This window comes from Agrobacterium tumefaciens str. B6, assembly GCF_001541315.1.
Taxonomy (GTDB): domain Bacteria; phylum Pseudomonadota; class Alphaproteobacteria; order Rhizobiales; family Rhizobiaceae; genus Agrobacterium; species Agrobacterium radiobacter.
The window spans coordinates 1-20,441 of sequence record NZ_LMVK01000009.1; the positions used below are offsets into that span (position 1 = coordinate 1).

21 protein-coding genes are annotated in these 20,441 nt (G+C 60.8%); 11 read left to right on the forward strand and 10 right to left on the reverse strand.

What is annotated here, in order from left to right:
- The first annotated feature begins 64 nt into the window (after nt 1–64).
- The 3 genes from ASB65_RS08385 to ASB65_RS08395 all read left to right on the forward strand — a co-directional run bounded on the left by ASB65_RS08385 (nt 65) and on the right by ASB65_RS08395 (nt 2,076).
- A complete protein-coding gene (locus ASB65_RS08385) occupies nt 65–1,105 on the forward strand; it encodes a DUF2793 domain-containing protein (protein WP_060723654.1) in 1,041 nt (346 codons plus the stop codon).
- A gap of 191 nt (nt 1,106–1,296) precedes the next feature.
- Nucleotides 1,297–1,572 (forward strand): DUF1153 domain-containing protein, encoded by a 276-nt coding sequence (locus ASB65_RS08390; RefSeq protein ID WP_004430042.1) that lies wholly within the window; start codon nt 1,297–1,299, stop codon nt 1,570–1,572.
- Nucleotides 1,573–1,794: 222 nt separating this feature from the next.
- Nucleotides 1,795–2,076 carry a GNAT family N-acetyltransferase gene (locus ASB65_RS08395; RefSeq protein WP_020812199.1) on the forward strand — a complete coding sequence of 94 codons (282 nt, stop codon included), beginning with the start codon at nt 1,795–1,797 and terminating at the stop codon, nt 2,074–2,076.
- Between the two features lie 209 nt (nt 2,077–2,285).
- Here the strand turns inward: ASB65_RS08395 and ASB65_RS08400 are convergent, their stop codons facing one another.
- Nucleotides 2,286–2,489, reverse strand: coding sequence for a DUF1059 domain-containing protein (locus ASB65_RS08400; protein ID WP_004430026.1), 204 nt, complete (start codon nt 2,487–2,489; stop codon nt 2,286–2,288).
- A gap of 283 nt (nt 2,490–2,772) precedes the next feature.
- Complete coding sequence (locus tag ASB65_RS08405; protein WP_003491821.1) at nt 2,773–3,123, reverse strand: flagellar export protein FliJ; 351 nt, start codon at nt 3,121–3,123, stop codon at nt 2,773–2,775.
- Between the two features lie 480 nt (nt 3,124–3,603).
- On the opposite strand from ASB65_RS08405, the gene ctrA reads away from it, so the two are divergent.
- Entirely contained in the window at nt 3,604–4,308 is a 705-nt protein-coding gene (gene ctrA, locus ASB65_RS08410; protein ID WP_003522926.1) for a response regulator transcription factor CtrA, read from the forward strand.
- A 226-nt stretch (nt 4,309–4,534) separates the two neighbouring features.
- Nucleotides 4,535–5,050 (forward strand): GNAT family N-acetyltransferase, encoded by a 516-nt coding sequence (locus tag ASB65_RS08415; protein ID WP_020812024.1) that lies wholly within the window; start codon nt 4,535–4,537, stop codon nt 5,048–5,050.
- A 52-nt stretch (nt 5,051–5,102) separates the two neighbouring features.
- Here ASB65_RS08415 and ASB65_RS08420 read toward each other — a convergent pair whose 3' ends face one another.
- From ASB65_RS08420 to chpT, 3 genes are all read right to left on the reverse strand, one after another.
- Nucleotides 5,103–6,149: an alpha/beta hydrolase family protein gene (locus ASB65_RS08420; RefSeq protein ID WP_060723655.1), complete on the reverse strand. Its 1,047-nt coding sequence runs from the start codon at nt 6,147–6,149 to the stop codon at nt 5,103–5,105.
- Between the two features lie 137 nt (nt 6,150–6,286).
- On the reverse strand, nt 6,287–6,814 hold the full coding sequence (locus ASB65_RS08425) for a GNAT family N-acetyltransferase (protein ID WP_060723656.1): 528 nt from the start codon (nt 6,812–6,814) through the stop codon (nt 6,287–6,289).
- Nucleotides 6,815–6,900: 86 nt separating this feature from the next.
- Nucleotides 6,901–7,548, reverse strand: coding sequence for a histidine phosphotransferase ChpT (gene chpT / locus ASB65_RS08430; RefSeq protein ID WP_060723657.1), 648 nt, complete (start codon nt 7,546–7,548; stop codon nt 6,901–6,903).
- Nucleotides 7,549–7,800: 252 nt separating this feature from the next.
- Here chpT and ASB65_RS08435 point away from each other — a divergent pair, with 252 nt between their 5' ends.
- Nucleotides 7,801–8,397, forward strand: a complete 597-nt coding sequence (locus ASB65_RS08435) for a DUF1134 domain-containing protein (protein ID WP_060723658.1) — start codon at nt 7,801–7,803, stop codon at nt 8,395–8,397.
- A gap of 143 nt (nt 8,398–8,540) precedes the next feature.
- Nucleotides 8,541–9,770, forward strand: coding sequence for a hypothetical protein (locus tag ASB65_RS08440; protein ID WP_060723659.1), 1,230 nt, complete (start codon nt 8,541–8,543; stop codon nt 9,768–9,770).
- Nucleotides 9,771–10,004: 234 nt separating this feature from the next.
- Here ASB65_RS08440 and ASB65_RS08445 read toward each other — a convergent pair whose 3' ends face one another.
- Nucleotides 10,005–10,859, reverse strand: coding sequence for a TrmH family RNA methyltransferase (locus ASB65_RS08445; RefSeq protein WP_060723660.1), 855 nt, complete (start codon nt 10,857–10,859; stop codon nt 10,005–10,007).
- A complete protein-coding gene (locus ASB65_RS08450) occupies nt 10,849–11,241 on the reverse strand; it encodes a hypothetical protein (RefSeq protein ID WP_004429994.1) in 393 nt (130 codons plus the stop codon). The genes ASB65_RS08445 and ASB65_RS08450 overlap by 11 nt, the downstream gene beginning before the upstream one ends.
- 38 nt (nt 11,242–11,279) lie before the next feature.
- Here ASB65_RS08450 and ASB65_RS08455 point away from each other — a divergent pair, with 38 nt between their 5' ends.
- From ASB65_RS08455 to rpoH, 3 genes are all read left to right on the forward strand, one after another.
- Nucleotides 11,280–12,302, forward strand: a complete 1,023-nt coding sequence (locus tag ASB65_RS08455) for an RluA family pseudouridine synthase (protein WP_060723661.1) — start codon at nt 11,280–11,282, stop codon at nt 12,300–12,302.
- Between the two features lie 287 nt (nt 12,303–12,589).
- On the forward strand, nt 12,590–13,414 hold the full coding sequence (locus ASB65_RS08460; RefSeq protein ID WP_020811946.1) for a class I SAM-dependent methyltransferase: 825 nt from the start codon (nt 12,590–12,592) through the stop codon (nt 13,412–13,414).
- A 166-nt stretch (nt 13,415–13,580) separates the two neighbouring features.
- Nucleotides 13,581–14,483: an RNA polymerase sigma factor RpoH gene (gene rpoH / locus ASB65_RS08465; RefSeq protein ID WP_003491840.1), complete on the forward strand. Its 903-nt coding sequence runs from the start codon at nt 13,581–13,583 to the stop codon at nt 14,481–14,483.
- A 347-nt stretch (nt 14,484–14,830) separates the two neighbouring features.
- Here the strand turns inward: rpoH and ASB65_RS08470 are convergent, their stop codons facing one another.
- Entirely contained in the window at nt 14,831–17,128 is a 2,298-nt protein-coding gene (locus ASB65_RS08470) for a hypothetical protein (RefSeq protein WP_060723662.1), read from the reverse strand.
- 70 nt (nt 17,129–17,198) lie between these two features.
- Nucleotides 17,199–18,497 (reverse strand): adenylosuccinate synthase, encoded by a 1,299-nt coding sequence (locus ASB65_RS08475; protein WP_060723663.1) that lies wholly within the window; start codon nt 18,495–18,497, stop codon nt 17,199–17,201.
- 241 nt (nt 18,498–18,738) lie between these two features.
- Between ASB65_RS08475 and ASB65_RS08480 the strand changes: the two genes are divergently transcribed.
- Entirely contained in the window at nt 18,739–19,626 is an 888-nt protein-coding gene (locus ASB65_RS08480) for a DMT family transporter (RefSeq protein WP_060723729.1), read from the forward strand.
- Between the two features lie 92 nt (nt 19,627–19,718).
- Here the strand turns inward: ASB65_RS08480 and ASB65_RS08485 are convergent, their stop codons facing one another.
- Nucleotides 19,719–20,252, reverse strand: a complete 534-nt coding sequence (locus ASB65_RS08485) for a transglutaminase-like cysteine peptidase (protein WP_060723664.1) — start codon at nt 20,250–20,252, stop codon at nt 19,719–19,721.
- Nucleotides 20,253–20,441 lie beyond the last annotated feature (189 nt).

The window sequence follows — 20,441 nt, forward strand, 5'->3', positions numbered from 1 at the left end:
TCCCCACCCCACGTCCCCCGTCACAATGCCCCGCAAGGAAACACAACAACGCGGAAGGCACATCATGACGGAACAGACGGCGAGACTTCGGCTTCCTTACATCCTGCCCTCACAGGCCCAAAAACACGTCACCCACAACGAAGCCCTGCAAAGGCTGGATGCAATCGTGCAGCTCACCATCAAGGCTGCCGTTGCCGCCCCGCCCGAGAATGCGGCCGAGGGCGATTGTTTCCTGCTGACGCCGGGCGCCACCGGCGATTGGGTCGGCAAGGGCGGCAGGCTCGCGTTCCGGCAGGATGGCGCGTGGCTCTTTATAGTACCGCAGCCGGGCTGGACGGCATGGTTTGCGACCGAGAGCAAATATCGCCTGCTGCAGGACGGGAGCTGGCGCGACCTGCCGCTGCCGGCCACCGGCCGGCAGGAGCGGCTGGGGATCGGCGCGGAGGCCGATGACACCAACCGGCTGGCGCTTGCCTCCCCCGCCAGCCTCTTTACCCATGCCGAGGAAGACGGCAGCCACCGCATGACGATCAACAAGGCGGCAAAGGCCGATACCGCCACGCTGCTGTTCCAGTCCGGCTGGAGCGGCCGGGCGGAAATGGGCCTTGCCGGCCATGACGGGTTTTCGATCAAGACCAGTGTGGATGGCACCTCCTGGCACACGGCGCTTCTGTGCAGCGGCGATGGCCGGGTCTCGATGCCCAACCGCCCACTCGCCGTCGCCGGCCTGCCCTCGGGCACGACGAAACCCGCCAATGGCTCGGCGGCGGGTTTTTCCGTGCTCTTCATCGCCGAGGGTGGATTTGCGCTCGGGGAAACCCTGGGAACCGGCGGGCGTGAACTCGTCGTTCCGGCAAAGGGCCTTTATCTGGCAGCATTGTCGCTCGCCGTGGTCTCCTCCTCCGGCCACCGGGTGACGCTTTTCATCAACGGTGCGGCGGCCAGTTTCGGCATGACAGGAAATGCATCGACCTCAGGCACACAGCAGTCGGCAACATCGATCCTTCCGCTCGACGCCGGCGATCGCCTGCGGCTGCAGCATGAGGGAATGGCGGAATTTACCCAGGGCAGCGGGAAAACGTGCCTTTCGCTTGCGGCACTCTGACGGAAACAACCGATGAGAGAGAAAAATTGCGATTTTTGGAAAAATTTTTTCCCGGCAAAATAAGGCGACTCGAACAAATCAGGCGAAACCGTTCAAATTCTTAATAAATTGTCACGAGCTGCTTAGGCAATTTTTAAAGGTACCGGGATAGAGTTCCCGTCATATGGTCTTGAGTTTGTATAGAGTGTCCAATGACCGAAATGATACGCCCACGAGTTAAATATGTCATCGGCCCCGATGGCAGCCCTCTGACGATTGCGGATCTTCCGCCTGCCAATACCCGTCGCTGGGTCATTCGCAGAAAGGCGGAGGTGGTTGCCGCGGTACGCGGAGGACTGCTGAGCCTCGAGGAAGCATGCGAGCGTTATACGCTCACCGTTGAAGAATTCCTGTCCTGGCAGTCCTCGATCTCCGATCATGGCCTCGCCGGTCTGCGCACCACGCGCATTCAGCAATATCGCCACTAAACAGTGCGCCGGCGCGGTAACGCGCCCCAAACCGAATTCCAGAACGCCCCGCCGGATCATCGACGGGGCTTTCGGTTTGATTTCGGATTTCTCCTGAAAACTGCCCGCCAGAGCCGGTGATTGTCGCCGGTTTGTGTCCGCTGCGTTCGCTATCGCGCTGTTTCAATTCAGGCGCAAGCCGTTAGAGTGGCGAAAACGAACAGCAATGCGGAGGCAGAGACCATGGACATCAAGACCACCGAAACCGGATCGCGCGGCGAATATTCGGCGACCATCGACGGCCACAAGGCGGAGATGACCTATTCGCGCACCTCCCCTTCCCTCATCATCATCGACCATACCGGTGTGCCCGATGCGCTGCGCGGCAAGGGTGTCGGCCAGGCGCTCGCCGCCCATGCGATTGATGAAGCCCGCAAGGGCGGCTGGAAGATCATTCCGCTCTGCCCCTTCTTCAAGGCCCAGACATTGCGCCATGCCGAATGGGCGGATGTGATCCAGGGGTAAAAGGGTAGACATAAAGAGCGTTATGGCAGCTATCTACGGTGTTTTGGCCAAAACGGAGCATCCACACTCCGTCACCCCGGCCTTGAGCCGGGGTCCAGCAAGCTCAGTCATTGAGCTGAAAAGACTCTTCTCGTTGCGCAGGCGCGCGTCGGCTGGATGCCGGATCAAGTCCGGCATGACGGCGGAGAGATTTTCAGGTGTGCCAGCAATCACGCCACCTTCAACGGCGGCGTCCCGGCATGCATGCTCCGGCGGACTTCTTCACGGAATTCCAGCGTATCCTCTGCGCCATGCACCGCCACGGCATGTTGCACGGCCGCTTCCATAAGCTCTTCTTGAGAATCGGCGGAAATGGCAACGGTGCATCTGCTGTCACTGGGGAATTCACGGCAATCGATATATTGGCGGGCCATTTTTTCCTCCCTGCAATAGCCGCCCGCGCCTGCACGGGGCGCGTGCGCGTAAAAGCCTCCGGCTCACGGTCGGAACCCCCGTAAAATACGCCTTTCCCAACTTCCGGACAATCGAAATCGGGCATGACCGTCCCGGAAACACCGGCGACGCCGCAAAACAAAAGGCCGCCCTTAAGGAGCGGCCTTTTAAAAAAATGCACGGCGTCCCGTCATTGAAAGCCGCCTCCTGATCCACCGGCAGCCGTCAATGAGGACGATCATTCGTCAGCTTTTGCGCCTGTGGTCAGGCGCGGGCGCGGATGGCTCCGTCGCGGTTTTCCAGTGCGGCGGCCTTTTCATATTCGGCCTGCACCTCTTCCAGCGAAGCCTCGGCGGCCTCCTGCTGGGCCTTCAGCTCCCGGATCGAGACCTGAAGATTATCCGCCCGCTGGCGCGCGGCCTTGGCGAAGGTCGGATAGGCGAAATGTGTCGGATCGGTAATGCCCGACTTGCTCTCTTCCAGAGAGATCTGATGCACCAGTTCCTTTGCCATCCGCTCAAACTCGGACATCATCTGCTGCAGCTGGTTAAGCTGCCGGCGTTTTTCATTGACCTGAAATTCCTTCAGGCGAACCAGGCTGTCACGCGACTTCATACGCAATACTCCATGGATAGCGAGACCCGGATCAAAAAGGCACTATGCCCCCCTGGCCGGCCCGTTTACCCCGCCCGTTTTCCCGTAAGGGTTGACCCCTGTCCCGGAATGATTCCCAAAAGTTCCCCGACGTTAATAAAAAACCGCCGTCGTTAACCTTTCGTTTACGGGCATCGTTAATGATAAACACGATCATTTAAGGGTCGGTAAATGCCAGGTCCAAAAAAACGGGCCAGACGATGTAAGAGTCGATTGAATCACTTAGCGGGAAATCCTCACGTTGAGCTTCAATTTTGGCGATGGTGGATTCACGTGCAAAAACAGCGAAATGCCTTCTTTGCTTAATAAATTCGATACACCTTGCCAAAGGCAATTAGAATTTGTTAACCATTTGGTGGCAGCCTGCAAATCAGGCAACGTCTGGATCCGCATCGCGCGAGGCAATGATTTACCGGTTCGCGGGCGGCAAAGGGGATAATTATGCGGGTTCTACTTATTGAAGACGACAGCGCGACAGCGCAGAGCATTGAACTGATGCTCAAGTCGGAAAGCTTTAACGTCTACACGACCGACCTCGGCGAGGAAGGCGTGGACCTCGGCAAGCTCTACGATTACGACATTATTCTTCTCGACCTCAACCTGCCTGACATGTCGGGTTACGAGGTTCTGAGAACGCTTCGCCTCTCCAAGGTCAAGACGCCGATCCTCATCCTGTCCGGCATGGCCGGCATCGAGGATAAGGTTCGCGGCCTCGGCTTCGGCGCAGACGATTACATGACGAAGCCGTTCCACAAGGACGAACTTGTTGCCCGCATTCATGCCATCGTCCGCCGTTCCAAGGGCCATGCGCAGTCGGTCATCGCCACCGGCGAGCTGATCGTCAATCTCGATGCCAAGACGGTTGAAGTGGGCGGCCAGCGCGTTCACCTGACCGGAAAGGAATATCAGATGCTCGAGCTGCTTTCGCTGCGCAAGGGCACGACGCTGACCAAGGAAATGTTCCTGAACCACCTCTACGGCGGCATGGACGAACCGGAACTGAAGATCATCGACGTCTTCATCTGCAAGCTGCGCAAGAAGCTCGCAAATGCTGCAGGCGGCGCAAACTACATTGAAACCGTCTGGGGCCGTGGCTATGTTCTGCGCGAGCCTGACGGCGCCACGGAATTCCTCGAAACCGCCTGATCCAATCCGGAACAGGACAGTTTTTAAAAGACCCGCTGGAAACGGCGGGTTTTTTGTTGCGATTTTCTCTCCTCATTGCTGTGCCTGTCACAGGAATCCAGCCATCCCAAGTCCTTGGGTTGAAAGGACTCTCCGCCGCGCAGACGCGCGTCGACCGAATTCCTGTGACAGGCACAGCAATGAGGAGAGAAAGACATGGCCACGCATCGCCAAAGGACGCCGGCATATGAACCACGCCATCCCAACCCTCAAGACGGATCGCCTGACGCTGCGCCCGCTGACCATGGCGCATTTCCCCGCCTATCGGAACTTCATGACGTCGCCGCGCTCCATCGGTGTCGGCGGACCATACGACCTGCCCTCAACATGGGGCGTGTTCTGCCACGATCTGGCCAACTGGTACTTTTTCGGCCATGGCGCGCTAATGATCGAGCTTGGCGAAACGGGGGAATGTATCGGCCAGGTCGGCATCAATCACGGTCCGCTGTTTCCGGAAAAGGAACTTGGCTGGCTGCTTTACGAAGGCCATGAGGGGCGCGGTTATGCCGCTGAAGCCGCCTCGGCGCTGCGCGACTGGGCCTTCAGGACCCTGAACTTGCCCACGCTTGTCAGCTACGTCTCGCCGCAAAACCGCAAATCAGCGGCCGTCGCCGAACGAATCGGCGGAAGGCTCGATCCGGCAGCACCTCGTTCCGATCCCGAAGACCTCGTTTATCGGCACTATCAGGTAAACGCTGTTTGAAAGAGGGACGCCTTGCGGCCATTACGGTCGCGAGGCGTCCCGAAAATCCAACTTAGCGCATTTCCACTTTCAGAAAGCCGAGGATTGCCTCCGCGATCTGCGCATGGATGGCCACGCGGTCCCTGCCGCCGCCATCCCGGCAGACGAAACCCTCACCCGGTGAAAGTTCCTCCACGATCTTTTCGCCGTTCGGCTTGCAAATCTGCATGAAGCTGAAATGGCTGGCATCCGGTATGTCCCGATAAACCGTCGTCGCCTTTGGCAGATGCCGGGCGATATATTCGGAATCGGCCTTGATAGCGGCGATCTCTGGTGTCTCCACACCTGCCGCCAGAACCAGAACCGGTACGCTGACGGCCTGCAGCGTTTCCGGCAGGAAACCCGCGGCCGGCCCGAGATCCAGCGCGATGGCAGCGCGGATGCGGGCATCCTTCAAATCCATCGAAAGCCGCGGATCGGCCTTGCCGTCACCGACAACCCCGACTTTGGCTAGCAGCCGGGGAGCCTTGCATTGCGGCGGGCGCTTCTCTGCGCCGCAATCCCTCAGGGCAAGATCGGCGCTGTATCGCGCGCCAACCAGTTCCATCGCGGTCCAGCCGCCGAGGGAATGGCCGATAACCGCGATGCGCGTCGCGTCGATCCTGCCGGCGAATCGATCATCGCCAAGCAAGGCCGTCAGCGTTCTGCTGATGTCGCGCGGCCGTTCCCACAATGGAACGATCTCGGTCGCATTTTCTTCGGTAAATGATTCGCCGCCGTGATCCGGAGCGGCTACGACGTAACCTTCCCGAACAAGCTCGCCGGCAATCCAGTTCAGATTGCGCCAGCTGCCGCCAAAACCGTGCGACAGCAGCACGAGCGGACGAGAATCCTTAAGAAATGAGGCATCCGGTTGAACCTCAAGACCGTAAAAGGCGGCATTTTCGCCGACGATCTCGCTTTTGCCCGAGGGCGCGGCGGGGTACCCTAATGAAACGGCAAGCGTTCTCGCGCCCCCCTCATCCGGCAATTCGATCTGTTTAAAGCCTATACCGCTTTCCGCCCTTGCGGCCTGAGCAGTGGAAAAGATGACGAGTATCGCCAGAATGAAATAGCGCATGGGATGCTCCAAGAGTTGATATGGACCAACCCTTGGTTCAAACCGCCGCCTGCCGAGACCTCAAACAGGTTTCAGGTCGTCCTGAAACGCAATCGAGACAGCGACTCGCTCGCAAACGCTTCCTGTTATACCGAGCGCTAGATATCCGCGATCCGCTCGAAAAGCCGCACGGGACTGTCGCGGAAGGTCGTTTCCCGGAAAGGACAGAAGCCGAAACGGGCGGCGATCGCGAGCGACGGCGCATTCAGCGGATCGATCATGCAGACGATCCGGTTCGATATGCCCTTGGCATCAAACCAGCCAAGGGCGGCCTGCACCGCTTCGCTGGCCACACCCTTGCCGGTCAGATTCCTGTCGATCTTCCACATGGCCTCCGGCGCGGTGTCGAAATCCGCGCCATGTCCACGGCGCATATGGGCCAGCCCCACCTCGCCGACGATTCGTCCCGTGCCGGTTTCCTCCACCACGAAGGGGCCGAAACCGAAGACGGACCAGTGGCCGATGAAACGCAGAAGCCGCGCGAACGCGAGTTCGGGATCGAGCGGCGCGATCGAGCTCACGCCCGGGATCGGATGAACATCCGCGCTCCAGAAGGAGCAATAACGTGCTTCGTCCTCGATGGCATGCGGCCGCAGCAGGAGACGCGCGGTTTCGACACGGATCATGAGACCTCCTCCTCTGAAAAGAAAAAGGCCGGGCACTGGCAAAAGCCGGCCCGACCCCTGATGGCGTCACTGTCGCATCGAAACGATCACTCCGTAATCGTCTTCGCCGTAAACACGATGCGATCGTCATGCACCTTGTATTCCACCGCCATATTGGCCTCTTCGGCCAGAAGCAGCGTGTAATAGGGCTGGACGGAATGGGCGTCGACCGCCTCTTCCAGCCTGCCTTCATAAATTTCCGCGAACTTGGCCGGCACGCGCATCATCCGGCCCTTGACGGTGATTTCGAACCTGGCGTCGCCGTCGGGGCTTTCCAGCAGCACATCCACATTGCCGCCACGCGGAATGGCGCCGTAAGCCACGAGGAAAAGGTTGAGCAGAAGTTTGACACGATTCTTCGCAACGATGGCGCGCGGGCCGTTCCAGCTCACTTCCGCCTTCTTTTCGGCGGCAGCGAAATCCTGGGCAGCCTTTTCGGCCTCACCGGTGTCGATGGACGCGCCGGCGGAGCCGGAAGCACCGAAAGCAAGGCGGGCGAACTTCAACCGCACGGATGCGTTAAGGGCTGACGTGCGGATGAGATCGAGCGCATCGTCATCCGTGCCGCCCTCGTCCAGAAGTTCGAGGCCGTTATTGATGGCGCCGACAGGAGAAATAACGTCATGGCACACACGGCTGCACAGAAGAGCCGCCAGATCGGGACCGGACAGCGTGATATTGAGTTTGCTGGTCATAAAATTCTCTCCTGCGCAAGGGAGGCGCGGACGGTGTGGAAATTGTTAAGCCATAATGACACCATATTTGGTAAACCGATTGTTAATAGGATGGTTTCAAAATGCCAAATGCCTTAACAGGCCACACTGGAGCCCCGTGTATCCGCAAGGATGCGCGAAACATGCTGTAGAACTTTGACTCTGCGCGACCGGCCCTTTCGAAAACCGATTCGGATTTTCGGGCTTATGCGCTAACGAAACAGACGGACGGACATGACGATGCGCCTTACGAAAACCCGCACCATTGCACGCCTCGGACGGGGAAAGATTGTCGCGCTCCTTGCGAGCCTCTTGATGTGGGTCGCACCGGCCTCGGCCCAGAACAGCGATCAATATTCGTTCCAGGAAGTCGTGGATGCAGGCCACGGATTCTTCGGTGAAACCACCGGCGGCCTTGCCAAGGTGGTGGAGCGCGCCTTCCAGCAATACGGTCTTCCGAACGGTTACATTCTCGGGCAGGAAGGCTCCGGCGCTTTCGTCGCGGGCCTCACCTATGGCGAAGGCACGCTTTACACCAAGAATGCCGGCCAGCACCCGGTCTTCTGGCAGGGCCCGTCGCTCGGCCTCGATTACGGCGGCCAGGGCACCCGCGCCATGGTGCTGGGCTATAACCCGCCCTCCGGCGATGCGCTTTACCGCCGTTACGGCGGGGTGGGCGGCCCCCCCTTCATCGTCGCCGGCGGCGGCCTGACCTATCTGAAGAGCAGCGACGTGACCCTCGCGCCCATCCGCACCGGCATCGGCGCGCGCCTCGGCATCAATGTCGGCTACCTGAAGCTCACCCAGCAGCCGACCTGGAACCCCTTCTGATTCGCTAAAGCCGGAGCGGGAGGAAATAACGGGCCGGTTTTGACGGTGCGACACCCCTCCCCACGGTTGCAATAATAGCGTAACGTGCTTTCGCGCCCCTCTTTCCGAATGCGCGCGTATCTGAGTTTCGGAGACTGTCCCGCGTGATCGAATATGCCATTCTCTTCGGATTGGGTTTTCTCACCGCAACCCTGCTGGCCCTGCTGATCGCACCCGCGATCCATCGCCGCATCGTCGCCTATACGGAAAACCGCATACGCGCGACAATGCCCATCAGCCCGCAGGAAGTCCGCGCCCAGAAGGACATGGCGCGCGCGCTCTACGCCGCCGAAAACGCCAAGGTCCGCCAGGAACTGGATACGGAACGGGAAAAGAACACCTCGCTGCGCCTCGCCAACGAAGCCGCTTCCAGCGATGCCTATCGCCTCGGCGAGCAGAACCGCAGCTTCTCCCTGAAAATCGAGGAGCTGACGCTGGAAATCGGCGAATTGCGCGCAGCGCTTGATGCCAGCGAAGAACGCGCCGGCATCATACAGGCGAACCTCGCACAACAGGAGCAGGCCGCCAACGAGCGCGCCAGCCAGATGTCCGATCTCACCGCCCGCCTGACCAATCTGACGCGCGAGCTGGATGATTCGAAAATCCTCGCCGCCACCCGCGATCTGGAGGCAGAACAGGCCAAGCAGAGCGCCACGCGCTTCCGCAAGGAAGGCGAAACGGCGACCCGTGAATTGCAGGACGTGGCGGCCCGTAACAAGGAAGCCATGACGGCGGTTGCGCGCGAAAGCCGCAAGGTCACCCGGCTGGAAGAACAGGTCGCTACGCTGATGGCGAAAAACGCCGATCTCGACACGATGCTGACGCTGCGCAACCAGGAAGCCGCCCGTCTCAAGGAACAGCTTGCCGCAACCGGCGGCCGCGCCAACGATATGATCATCCGCCTGCCGAACCCGGCCGTGCCGGTGGAAACGGCGGTAAACCCGCCGCCACAGCCGGCCCCAGCCGCCGCGCTTGAAGTCGTACCCGTCACCGAAGAAGAGGCGACATCGGCGGTGGCCGCCGAGGAGGCAGCGATCTCGCCGGTTGAGGAGCCAGCGGCGCCGGCATCAGAAGGTCTGGAACAGGAAATCGAGGATATCCGCAATCAGGGCACCGCGCTCACGGAGCGCCTGCTGAATGTGCGCGGCACCGGCAATGACGAACCGATCCGCCGCGAAATCGCCCGCATCGCCGCTGAGATGATCGCGCTCACGGCGGCGCAGGAGGGCGAGACATCGCCCATTCCAGGGCTGCTTGCCAAGGCCTCCGGCTCATCGGGGCGGGACAGCCTTGCGAAGCGGGCGAAGGTGGTGATGGAGAAGCGGAAACATTAGGCCTTCGGTGGGTGTGGTTTACCCCGCGTTGAGTGTGCGGCTTACCCCCCTCTGCCCTGCCGGGCATCTCCCCCTCAGGGGGGAGATCGGCAAGAAGCACTAACATCACTTCATTCTCAAACGTCGAGATGGCCGAAACCTGGCCGCTTGTCGATCTCCCCCCTTGAGGGGGAGATGTCCGGCAGGACAGAGGGGGGTAAGCCACGTACGCCGAAGCGATAAAGTGGCACTGACCTAAACCCGCCCGATCACTCCCGCCATCTGATAAAGCGCCAGCCCCGAAGCCGTCCCCGCATTCAAGCTATCCAGCTGCGGCGATTGCGCAATCCGCGCCGTATGAAACCGCGAGAGCACCGATTGCGGCAACCCCTCGCCTTCCGTGCCGATGACAAGCGCCATGCGCTCGGAGCGGGGAATATTGCGGATCTCGGTCTCGCCACCAGGCGAAAGGCTCCAGATCGCAAACCCGGCCTCAGAAAGCCGCTCCAGCATCTCCACCGCACCGCCGCCGCGATGATAGGGAACCGAAAGAACTGATCCGACGGAAACACGCAGCGCCTTGCGATAGAGCGGATCGCAGCAGGTCTCGTCGAGAAACACCGCATCGGCATAAAAGGCGGCCGCATTGCGGAACATCGCCCCAAGATTATCGTGATTGGAAATGCCGCAGCCCACGAGCACCAGTGAAGACGGAGGAAGCGCCGCCGTCATTTCGGTGAGCCCGCGATCCTGAACCCGGCGGCCGAGCGCCAGAATGCCGCGATGCAGGTGAAAACCGACAATGCCGTCAAGCACCGGCGCTTCGGCCACGTAAACCGGCACATCATCAGGAAAATCGGCAAGAATATCCGCAACGCCGGAAAGCCGGTTGCGCAGGATCAGGATGCTTTCCGCCGCAAAATCACCACCCGCCTTGTGGGAGGCTGCCAGCATGCGCAGCACCACCGTGCCTTCGGCAATGAAACGCCCCTGCCGGCCGGTGAGGTCCCGCTCGCGAATATCGCGAAAGGCGGCGATGCGCGGATCGGCGGAGTCCTCGACCGGGATCAGCGCCCGCCCGTCCAGCAGGTCACTGCCCTCACTGGCCATCAACAGTCACATCGGCAAGGAACCGGCCGGCTGCGACGTTGAAGACCAGCGCCTTGCGCGTGCCGTTGGCGAGCCGGCCGTAAAACAGCATGTCGCCGCCGGAATAGCTGACATTGTCGATCGTGAAGCCCTGCGGCAGGCTGGCGGTGACGGCAAGCGGGCCATTACCGGTCGGGACGGCGAGGTTTGGCGCTTCCGCCTGGGTCTGAACCGCTTTCGACGGCCCCATCGCCTTGTAGACAACCGCACCGAAGACGGCCATAAGGCTGATAAACATCACGGAGCCCGACACGATCTGCAAACGGATCATCTTGCGGCGAACTTTTTCCATGGCCGGATCAAGCGGCTTGTCTTCCTGTTCGTCTTGCTCGATCTGCGTCATCGGGTTCCCTGAAATGCTGATGGATCGGAAAAATAAGAATGAACGACCCCTTTAAACAAGGCGGAGACGCAAGGAAAGTCCTGATTGCCGGGGAAGACGCCGAAGGCCGCCTCGATTCCTGGCTGGCGGGCGAGGTGAGCGGCGACTTCTCCCGCAGCCGCCTGAAGGCCCTGATCGAGCAGGGCGCGGTTTCTCTCAACGGCCAGCCGGTGACGGAGCCGAAAAAGAAGGTGCATCCCGGCGATCGCATCGAGATCGTGATGCCGGAACCGGAAGACCCGGAACCCAAGGGCGAGGACATTCCGCTCGACGTGGAATATGAGGATGAAGACCTGATCGTGCTCATCAAGCCCGCCGGGCTCGTCGTGCATCCGGGCGCCGGCAACTGGACGGGAACGCTGGTCAACGCCCTCATCCACCATTGCGGCGACAGCCTCTCCGGCATTGGCGGCGTCAAGCGGCCGGGCATCGTGCACCGGCTGGACAAGGAAACGTCAGGCGTCATGGTCGTGGCGAAGAACGACAATGCCCACCGGCATCTCGCCGCGCAATTTGCCGATCACGGCCGCACCGGACCTTTGGAGCGGGCCTACAAGGCCATCGTCTGGGGCCGCCCGCGCACCCTGCGCGGCACCATCGACGCAGCACTCGGCCGCAGTGCCGACCGCACCAAACGCGCCGTCAAACACGAGGATTCGGATGACGCCCGCGAGGCGATCACCCATTATGAGGTGATGGAGCGTTACCATGAACGACCGGACGCCACCTGCCTCGCCTCGATGGTGGAATGCCGCCTGGAAACCGGCCGCACCCACCAGATCCGCGTGCACATGGCCCATATCGGCAATCCGCTGATCGGTGATCCCGAATATGGTGCGGCCTTCCGCACCAAGGCGAACCTGCTCGAAGAACCGGCAAAAAGCACTGTTGGCCGCTTTCCGCGCCAGGCGCTGCATGCCTATCTGCTCGCCTTCGAACATCCCCGTACAGGCGAGGTGATGGAGTTCGAAACCGACCTGCCGGATGACATGGAAGCGCTGCTCACCGCATTGCGCGGCTGAAAAACCCGCATGGCGCGGTCAAAAAAACTGCGCCATGTATTTCGCCGGAAGCCCCGGATAATAAAAAAAGATTAGCGGATAGCGATATTCCGCAGTCGGTCCTTTTTATAGACCGCCCCAATTTCGCTTCAATCGTCGCACCTCCTCGGCCCCCGCAAAGCTTGAAACCGCCGCCGTGAAAACCGTGGCCGCACAAGAGCTTGGCGACCACTGACGCCGCAGGAAACGCCGAACGTTCAATTCGCCTCCCTCGAACGGAACCGGCATGATGACGGGATCTCTCGCGAATGAATATCGAAGACCGCCAGTTTATATTTCAGGAGTTGCGCAGCGTCGAAGGCTATATCGATCCGCCCGATGCGCTTGTCTTCAAGGCGCTGCTGCAGGCGCAGACGAGCCGGGGACTCGATGGCGGCATGGCGGAAATCGGCGTTTATTACGGCCGCTCCTATTTCCTGCTGCGCAAATTCGCCCAGGCACAGGAAAAGGTGCTGGGCGTCGACCTGTTCGATCTCGACCCGCCCGAAGATGGTAGCCTCGACCAATATGAGCGCCTGATGGAAAACGGCCGCCGGCTGGGTTTTGCGATGGATGAGGAACTGATCATCAGGGGCGACAGCACGCGGCTGGCACCCGCCGACATCACCTCGAAGATCGGCCCGGCCCGTTTCTTCAGCATCGATGGCGGCCACCACCTGCACCATGTGCTGGCCGATGCAAAACTGGCGATGGAGGTGATCGCGCCGCACGGCGTCATCGTCTTCGACGACACCTTCAACCCCGCCTGGCCGGAGGTGACGGTGGGCGTCGCCGATTTCCTTCGCACCCATGGCCATAACCTCGTCTGCTTCGGCATGACCAAATACAAGACCTATGTCTGCCGGCGGGAATTTCACGCGACCTATGCCGGCGCGATTGCCGCCGATCCCGATCTGCAGGGGTTGGGCCATGTCGAGACGCAGTTCCTCGGCTCGAAGGTGATTCGCCTGCACAATCCCATGCGCCGGCGGGTCATGTATGAGCTGATGGTGCGCTCCGGCCTTGGCGGTTTTTCGGAACGAATCTACCGTTCGAAAGTTAAACAGGTCAAAGAGGGTGTCGCCTCAACATAACGCATGTGTGAACGCAGCGTTCGCTTGAAACGCGGCGGGCGCGTACATATCTGTCACATGGGTTCGTGCGGGGTCGGTAACGACCCGCAGCTTACGGTGCGCCTCCGGTGGGTTAATCGCCGACCAAAGAGGGTGCCGTTCCAGACCATAGATAAGGGGGTGCTTTATGGCCCGCAATAGTTTGCCTACGATTACAGCCGGCGAAGCCGGTCTGAATAGATATCTCGACGAAATCCGCAAATTTCCGATGCTGGAGCCGCAGGAAGAATACATGCTTGGCAAGCGTTACGCCGAGCATGGTGACCGCGATGCCGCCCACAAGCTTGTCACCAGCCATCTGCGTCTCGTCGCCAAGATCGCCATGGGTTACCGCGGTTACGGCCTGCCGATCGGCGAAGTCGTGTCCGAAGGCAATGTCGGTCTGATGCAGGCGGTCAAGAAGTTCGATCCGGAACGTGGTTTCCGTCTTGCCACCTATGCCATGTGGTGGATCAAGGCTTCGATCCAGGAATATATCCTGCGCTCGTGGTCGCTGGTGAAGATGGGCACGACGGCCAACCAGAAACGCCTGTTCTTTAACCTGCGCCGGCTGAAAGGCCGCATCCAGGCGATCGACGACGGCGATCTGAAGCCGGAACACGTCAAGGAAATCGCCACCAAGCTGCAGGTTTCCGAGGAAGAAGTCATCTCGATGAACCGCCGCCTGCATGGCGACGCGTCGCTGAATGCGCCGATCAAGGCGTCCGAGGGCGAATCCGGCCAATGGCAGGATTGGCTGGTGGATGACCATGAAAGCCAGGAAGCCGTGCTGATCGAGCAGGACGAACTGGAAACCCGCCGCCGCATGCTGGCCAAGGCCATGGGCGTGCTGAACGACCGCGAACGCCGCATCTTCGAGGCCCGCCGGCTTGCCGAAGACCCGGTGACGCTGGAAGAACTTTCCTCCGAGTTCGACATCAGCCGCGAACGCGTGCGCCAGATCGAGGTTCGCGCCTTCGAGAAGGTGCAGGAAGCGGTGCAGAAGGAAGCGCTGGAAGCCGCGCGTGCTTTGCGCGTGGTGGATGCTTAAGGCGACACTCTCTTAAGGAGAGCACGCCATCCACGAACGACATCATCCTCGGCCCTCGGCCGAGGATTTTTTATGTGTGAAAGCCAAATGGGGATAAATCTCCGGCAACGCCCCTCGCCAACCGTCGAGTCCTCACCATGACAACCCATCGACCGCCATACCGGCCTTGAGCCGGAATCCAGCCGACGCGCGTCTGCGCGGCGAGAAGAGTCCTTTCAGCCCAAGGGCTAGGGCTGGCTGGATACCGGCTCAAGGCCGGTATGACGGAAGAGGGAATCTCGCCGGGCAATAAGCCAGTGCTTGGATATGTTGAAATGTTAAGGGCGGCCTGAGCCGCCCCTAAATCATCACTGTCCGGTCGCCGGCGCTGCCGCCGCCCATTCGCTGAGCGCCTTGTCGAAGGCGGCGATGCCGTCATTGCCCTTTTGCAGGGTCAGCAGCGCACGCCGGCCATTACGATACGACACCGGAATGTCGATCCAGTTGCGGCTCTTCAGCAGCTCCAGATTGGTCTTCATCGCATCCGGGAAGTCGTTGAGCGCGATCATGTGGAAATCGTCGGTGATCTTGGCCGGAACCGCGATCAGCGCGTTGCCGCGATCCTGCTCGGTGCTCTTCATCGCGATGCGCTGGACACTGTCGATGGCGCCACCTTCGAAGCCGGGCGAAACCGAGAAGACGATCTCGATCAGATGGCTCGCCGGCAGCGACGGATCGGTATTGCGCTTGAAGGTGATGAGCGCGCTGAGGCCACGGCCAGGAACCGTGATCTGGCCCTGCACGGTGGGCGAAGGTTTGCCTTCGCCGTCACTTTCCTGCTGCAGCGACCAGGAAACGCTGCCCTGAATGGCGGTCGGCACCGTCTGGCCCAGCACTTCCTCATAAAGGAACATGCGGTCACCGGTGGCGGCAGCGGCAGGCTGCTGTGCCGGCGGCGTACCAGCCGGGGTTCCGGCGGGTACGCCGGCATTATTGGCCGGAGCCTCGCCCGCGGGCGGCGGCGCGACATTCTGCTCACAGACCGACTGGCCTTCGGCCGTCACCGGCTGGCCGTTCGCACCGGCGGCAGGTCCCTCGTCACGCTCGGTGCCATCGGCCAGAAGCCGCTGGGTAAACTTGGTGCCGGTGACGGAGCCGTCATCGCCATGGGTCGGGGTCTGATGGTTGGTCGGGGTAGTCGGCTGCTGCCCGGTGGCGGGCGGCTGCTGGGTCGCCGGCGGTGTCGGCGTCTGCGCCTCACCCGTGCCGTTCGAAGAGGTCTGGGTGTTGCCGCCGTTCTGTGCGGAACTGACCAGCCCGCCGACCATATCGTTCAGCGCATCGCGGTTCATCCACCCGGCATAACCGCCACCGGCAAGCAGCGCCACGCCGACAAGGGCAAGCACCAGCGACGCATAGTTGCGGCGCGGCTTCTTCTTGACCATATAGGCGGGCGGCGCGGCGGCAGCGCCCACGCCATTCGTTTCGTCCGAAGCCTGACGGGTGGACGGCGACGCGCCGTCATAACCGATCAGCTCGTCCAGATCGTCCCAGGGTGTGCGTTCCTTATTGTCCTTTGCCGCGGCCTGATCACCGAAGGGATCGTTATCCGCGCGCGGCAGCGCCGGCGCGTCCTTGGCGGGAATGGCAATATCCGCATCCTGGAAATAGGACGAGAAATCCCCGACCACGGCTGCCTTTTTCGGAGCCTGCTCTTCCGTCTGGCGATGTTCGTCAAAATCGTGCCGGCCACCAAAGGCGGGCGCGTGCTCCACGGCGGCAGGGCCCAAATGGTCGTCCGCCTCGCGACGCCCATCCTCTTCGTAAGGGGCCGGCTCGAAGCTTACTTCCGGTTCCTGATAATGCTGCGCAGCGTAACCGGCAACGAGCGGACGTTCGTCGGTCTCGTTGCGAACCTCTTCATATTCCTCGGCGGCCGGACGCAGATCGTCATCCCGCGCTTCATCGAGCTTGCGCCAGTCATCCTCATCCACCGGCTGTGCCCAATGGGAAGGAACGGAATCATCGGCGGGGCCGGGCGCCGTTTCAGGCTCCGGCTGTTGAGCCGGCTCTTCATCCGCCCGCGTGAAATAGGTGCCAACGGCCTCGTCGGAAACGTGTGCCGGGGCCGGAGCGGCATGAACCGTTTCCGGCGCATCATAAAGCTCTTCCGGCTCGTGTTCGTCGTGACGCTGCTCCTCAGCGACAACGGTGTCAGTGTGCCGGGGCTCTTCCTCTTCAGCCGGTTCTTCGTAAACCGGCTCCGGCTGTGCAGGCGCGGCGGGCGCGGGCTCTTCATAGACCGGCTCGTGCCGTTCCTCTTCCTGCTCAGCCTGTTCCACAGGTTCGGCGGCGCGGGCCTCGTCTGCGTCGGCAGCATCCTGCTGGTAGTAGGATGCCGCCGTCTCTTCGGCTGCCGGGGAGATAGCGTCATCATCCTCAAGCGCGGGAAGCGCCTCGGCATATTCGCTGTCGACCTCGGCAATGGCGGCGTCCAGCTTGGCGATCTGCCGGCGCAACAATTCTTCCGGCGGACGTGGCTTCATATTCTCGAGTTGGCGCACAACCGCACTGCGCGCCTTGTCGTAAACCTTCGCCCGGTTTTCGGGAGTATTGTTCGCCAAGCCATCCACGGCCTTGCGAATGACTGCTACAAAATCCGCCATAAGCACTTTCTCGTCGTGACCGGCGACGTACCGGCCCGATATGGTTTATGAATCTAGATCGCCGAGGACATTAATCCTCAAACGGATCAGTCACAAGTATGGTGTCGTCACGCTCCGGACTTGTCGACAGAAGCGCGACAGGCGCCCCGATCAATTCCTCGACCTGACGGACATATTTGATTGCCTGAGCAGGCAAATCCGCCCATTTTCGGGCACCGACGGTAGATTCTTTCCAGCCTTCCAGCGTGACGTAAATCGGCTCGACGCGCGCCTGCGCGCCCTGGCTTGCCGGAAGATGATCGATTTCCTGGCCGTCGAGCTTGTAGCCGACGCAGATTTTCAGCTCGTCGAGACCGTCGAGAACGTCAAGCTTGGTAAGCGCGATGCCTGTAATACCATTGGTGGCGACCGACTGGCGCACCAGCGCGGCATCAAACCAGCCGCAGCGGCGCTTGCGGCCGGTGACGGTGCCGAATTCATGACCCTTCTCGCCCAGGAACTGGCCGATCTCGTCATTCAGTTCGGTCGGGAACGGGCCTTCGCCAACACGGGTCGTGTAGGCCTTGGTGATGCCGAGAATATAACCCAGGGAACCCGGACCCATGCCCGAACCGGCAGCGGCCTGACCGGCAACGGTGTTGGACGAGGTCACGTAAGGATAGGTGCCGTGGTCGATATCGAGCAGCGAACCTTGAGCGCCTTCAAACAGGATGCGTGCGCCGGCGCGGCGCTTCTTGTCGAGCAGCAGCCATACGGTTTCGCTGAACGGCAGGATGCGATCCGCAATCGAGCTCAGCTCTTCCATGATGGTTTCATGCGACACTTCAGCGGCACCGAAGCCACGACGAAGCGCATTGTGATGCGTCAGGATACGGTCAACCTTGGCGGAGAGCGCTTCCATGTCGGCCAGATCCATGACGCGGATGGCGCGGCGGCCGACCTTGTCTTCGTAAGCCGGGCCGATGCCGCGGCGGGTGGTGCCGATTTTGGTGCCGCTGTTGGAGGCGGCGTCTTCGCGCATGCCGTCCAGTTCGCGGTGCAGCGAAAGAATGAGCGTGGCGTTGTCGGCGATGCGCAGGTTTTCCGGCGTGACCTTCACGCCCTGCGCTTCCAGACGGCCGATTTCGGCGATCAGCGCATGCGGATCGACCACGACGCCATTGCCGATGACGGCAAGCTTGCCGGGACGCACGACGCCGGACGGCAGAAGCGAAAGCTTGTAGCTGACACCGTCGATGACAAGTGTATGGCCGGCATTATGACCGCCCTGATACCGCACGACGACATCTGCCCGCTCGGACAGCCAGTCGACAATCTTGCCTTTGCCTTCGTCGCCCCATTGCGAGCCAACCACCACAACATTCGTCATTTCTTGCTTTCCTGCTCATGGCGCTTGCGCGCCCGATAACCCGATGGGAAACCCAAACCCGCGAATGTATACTGTGTTGTTTTACGGAAAGCGACCCTGTTTCTTATGGAGAATTTTGCTTTTTCCGTGACAAGGCGCGGATTTCCCGCATTATCTCGCCCCGTGGGGGCCAAGCGCGGGCGCAAGACCGCCATTCACCCCTTAGCCGTTTTCCCGCCCCGTGAAGAAGCGAAACATCAGCGTGCCCTCCAAAGCCTATATCGCCCTCATCATCGCCACGCTCTGCTGGGGCGGCAACACCGTTGCCGGCAAGCTCGCCGTCGGCCACATCAGCCCCATGGCCTTCACCTTCCTGCGCTGGGTCTTTGCCGTCGCCATCATCTTCGCCATTTCCGTGCCGCAGCTCATCAAGGACTGGCCGGTGGTGAAAAAGCGCCTGCCCTATTTCCTCGTGCTCGGCAGCGTCGGTTACACAGCCTTCAACGTGTTTCTCTACACGGCCCTGCAGCACACCTCGGCCATCAACGCCGCCGTCATCCAGGCCGGCATTCCCATGGTTATCTTCGTGCTGAACTTCATCCTGTTCCGCACCCGCGTGCTGTTCGGCCAGATCGCCGGTTTCTGCCTCACCATTTCAGGCGTGGCGCTGCTCGCGTCGCATGGCGATCCGGTCTCGCTGCTGCAGCTGGAAATGAATGTCGGCGACGCCGTCATGCTGCTCGCGGTTCTGGTCTATGCCATCTACACCGTCATTCTGCGCTGGAAACCCACGGTTGACTGGCGCACGCTGATGGCCATCCCCGCCTTTTTTGCCCTTCTCACCTCCGTCCCGCTGGTTTTCTGGGAAATGTCGCGCGACAGCGTCATCTGGCCGGATCAAAAGGGATGGGTGCTGGTGGTCTATGCCGCCATTTTTGCGTCCCTCATCGCGCAGATCCTCTACATCAAGGGTGTGGAACAGATCGGCGCCAACCGCGCCGGCCTCTTCATCAACCTCGTGCCCGTCTTCGGCACGTTGCTGTCCGTCTTCGTGCTCAGCGAAACCCTGCACACCTATCAGATCATGGCGCTCATCATGGCGCTGGCCGGCATTGCCGTGGCGGAACGAAAAAAATCGCCGGTTTCCTGAACCCATACGGGTCAGGAAAACCGGCGTAGTCTGGCAGGCATGAAAGAATGGAGCATCGGATCGAAAACTGTTTCCGATGCTCAAACGAGAGGTCAGAGCGCGGTTTCGCGCTCAGCCGGAGAAAGGACGGCGTTGCCGAGGACGATATCGCCCTTGTCGGTGGTAACGATCAGCACTTTTTCGAGCGATCCGTCATTGTTCAGCGAAAAGGCAAGGCGCAGGGCGCTCGAAGACCAGCCGGCGCCGGCGAGCGCAGCACGCTTGATCGCGGCGCAATCACCGCAATCGCCAAGGCTTAACGACGGCGTTGCCGGAACATCGGCTGCAAAACCGGAAAAATAATCATCGAGCGCGCCCATTGTGGCGTTCACATCGCGGTTGACGCGCAGCAGTTCCTCGCGGCGCTCGCCGGTCAGCGGCGCGGCGATGGTGGAAACGCATTGGCCGGCGGAAAGAACGCAGCCATCAAAACCACCCGGCGCGGAAATGCCGATCTGGGTGACAGCGCTTTTCTCGACGGCGGCAAAACCACGGGCAAAACCGGCAGCACCGGCCGCATCGGCATGGGTGGACATGGAAGCAACGGCAATTCCGCAGATGGCGGCAGCAATAATCTTCTTCAGCATTTCATACCCCGTTTTGCGATCCGCCGGCTTGTGCCGGTCTCGATTTCTGTTTCGTGGAAGCGTCTCTTTCAAAGGCCGCTCCCCGTCTGTGATCCCACAATGGCACAGCACTGTTTTCAGCCGCTTTAAGCCGATTGCTACAATTTTATCGGTTTTCATTTTTGTACAGAGAACGCTTTTTTTCGAATA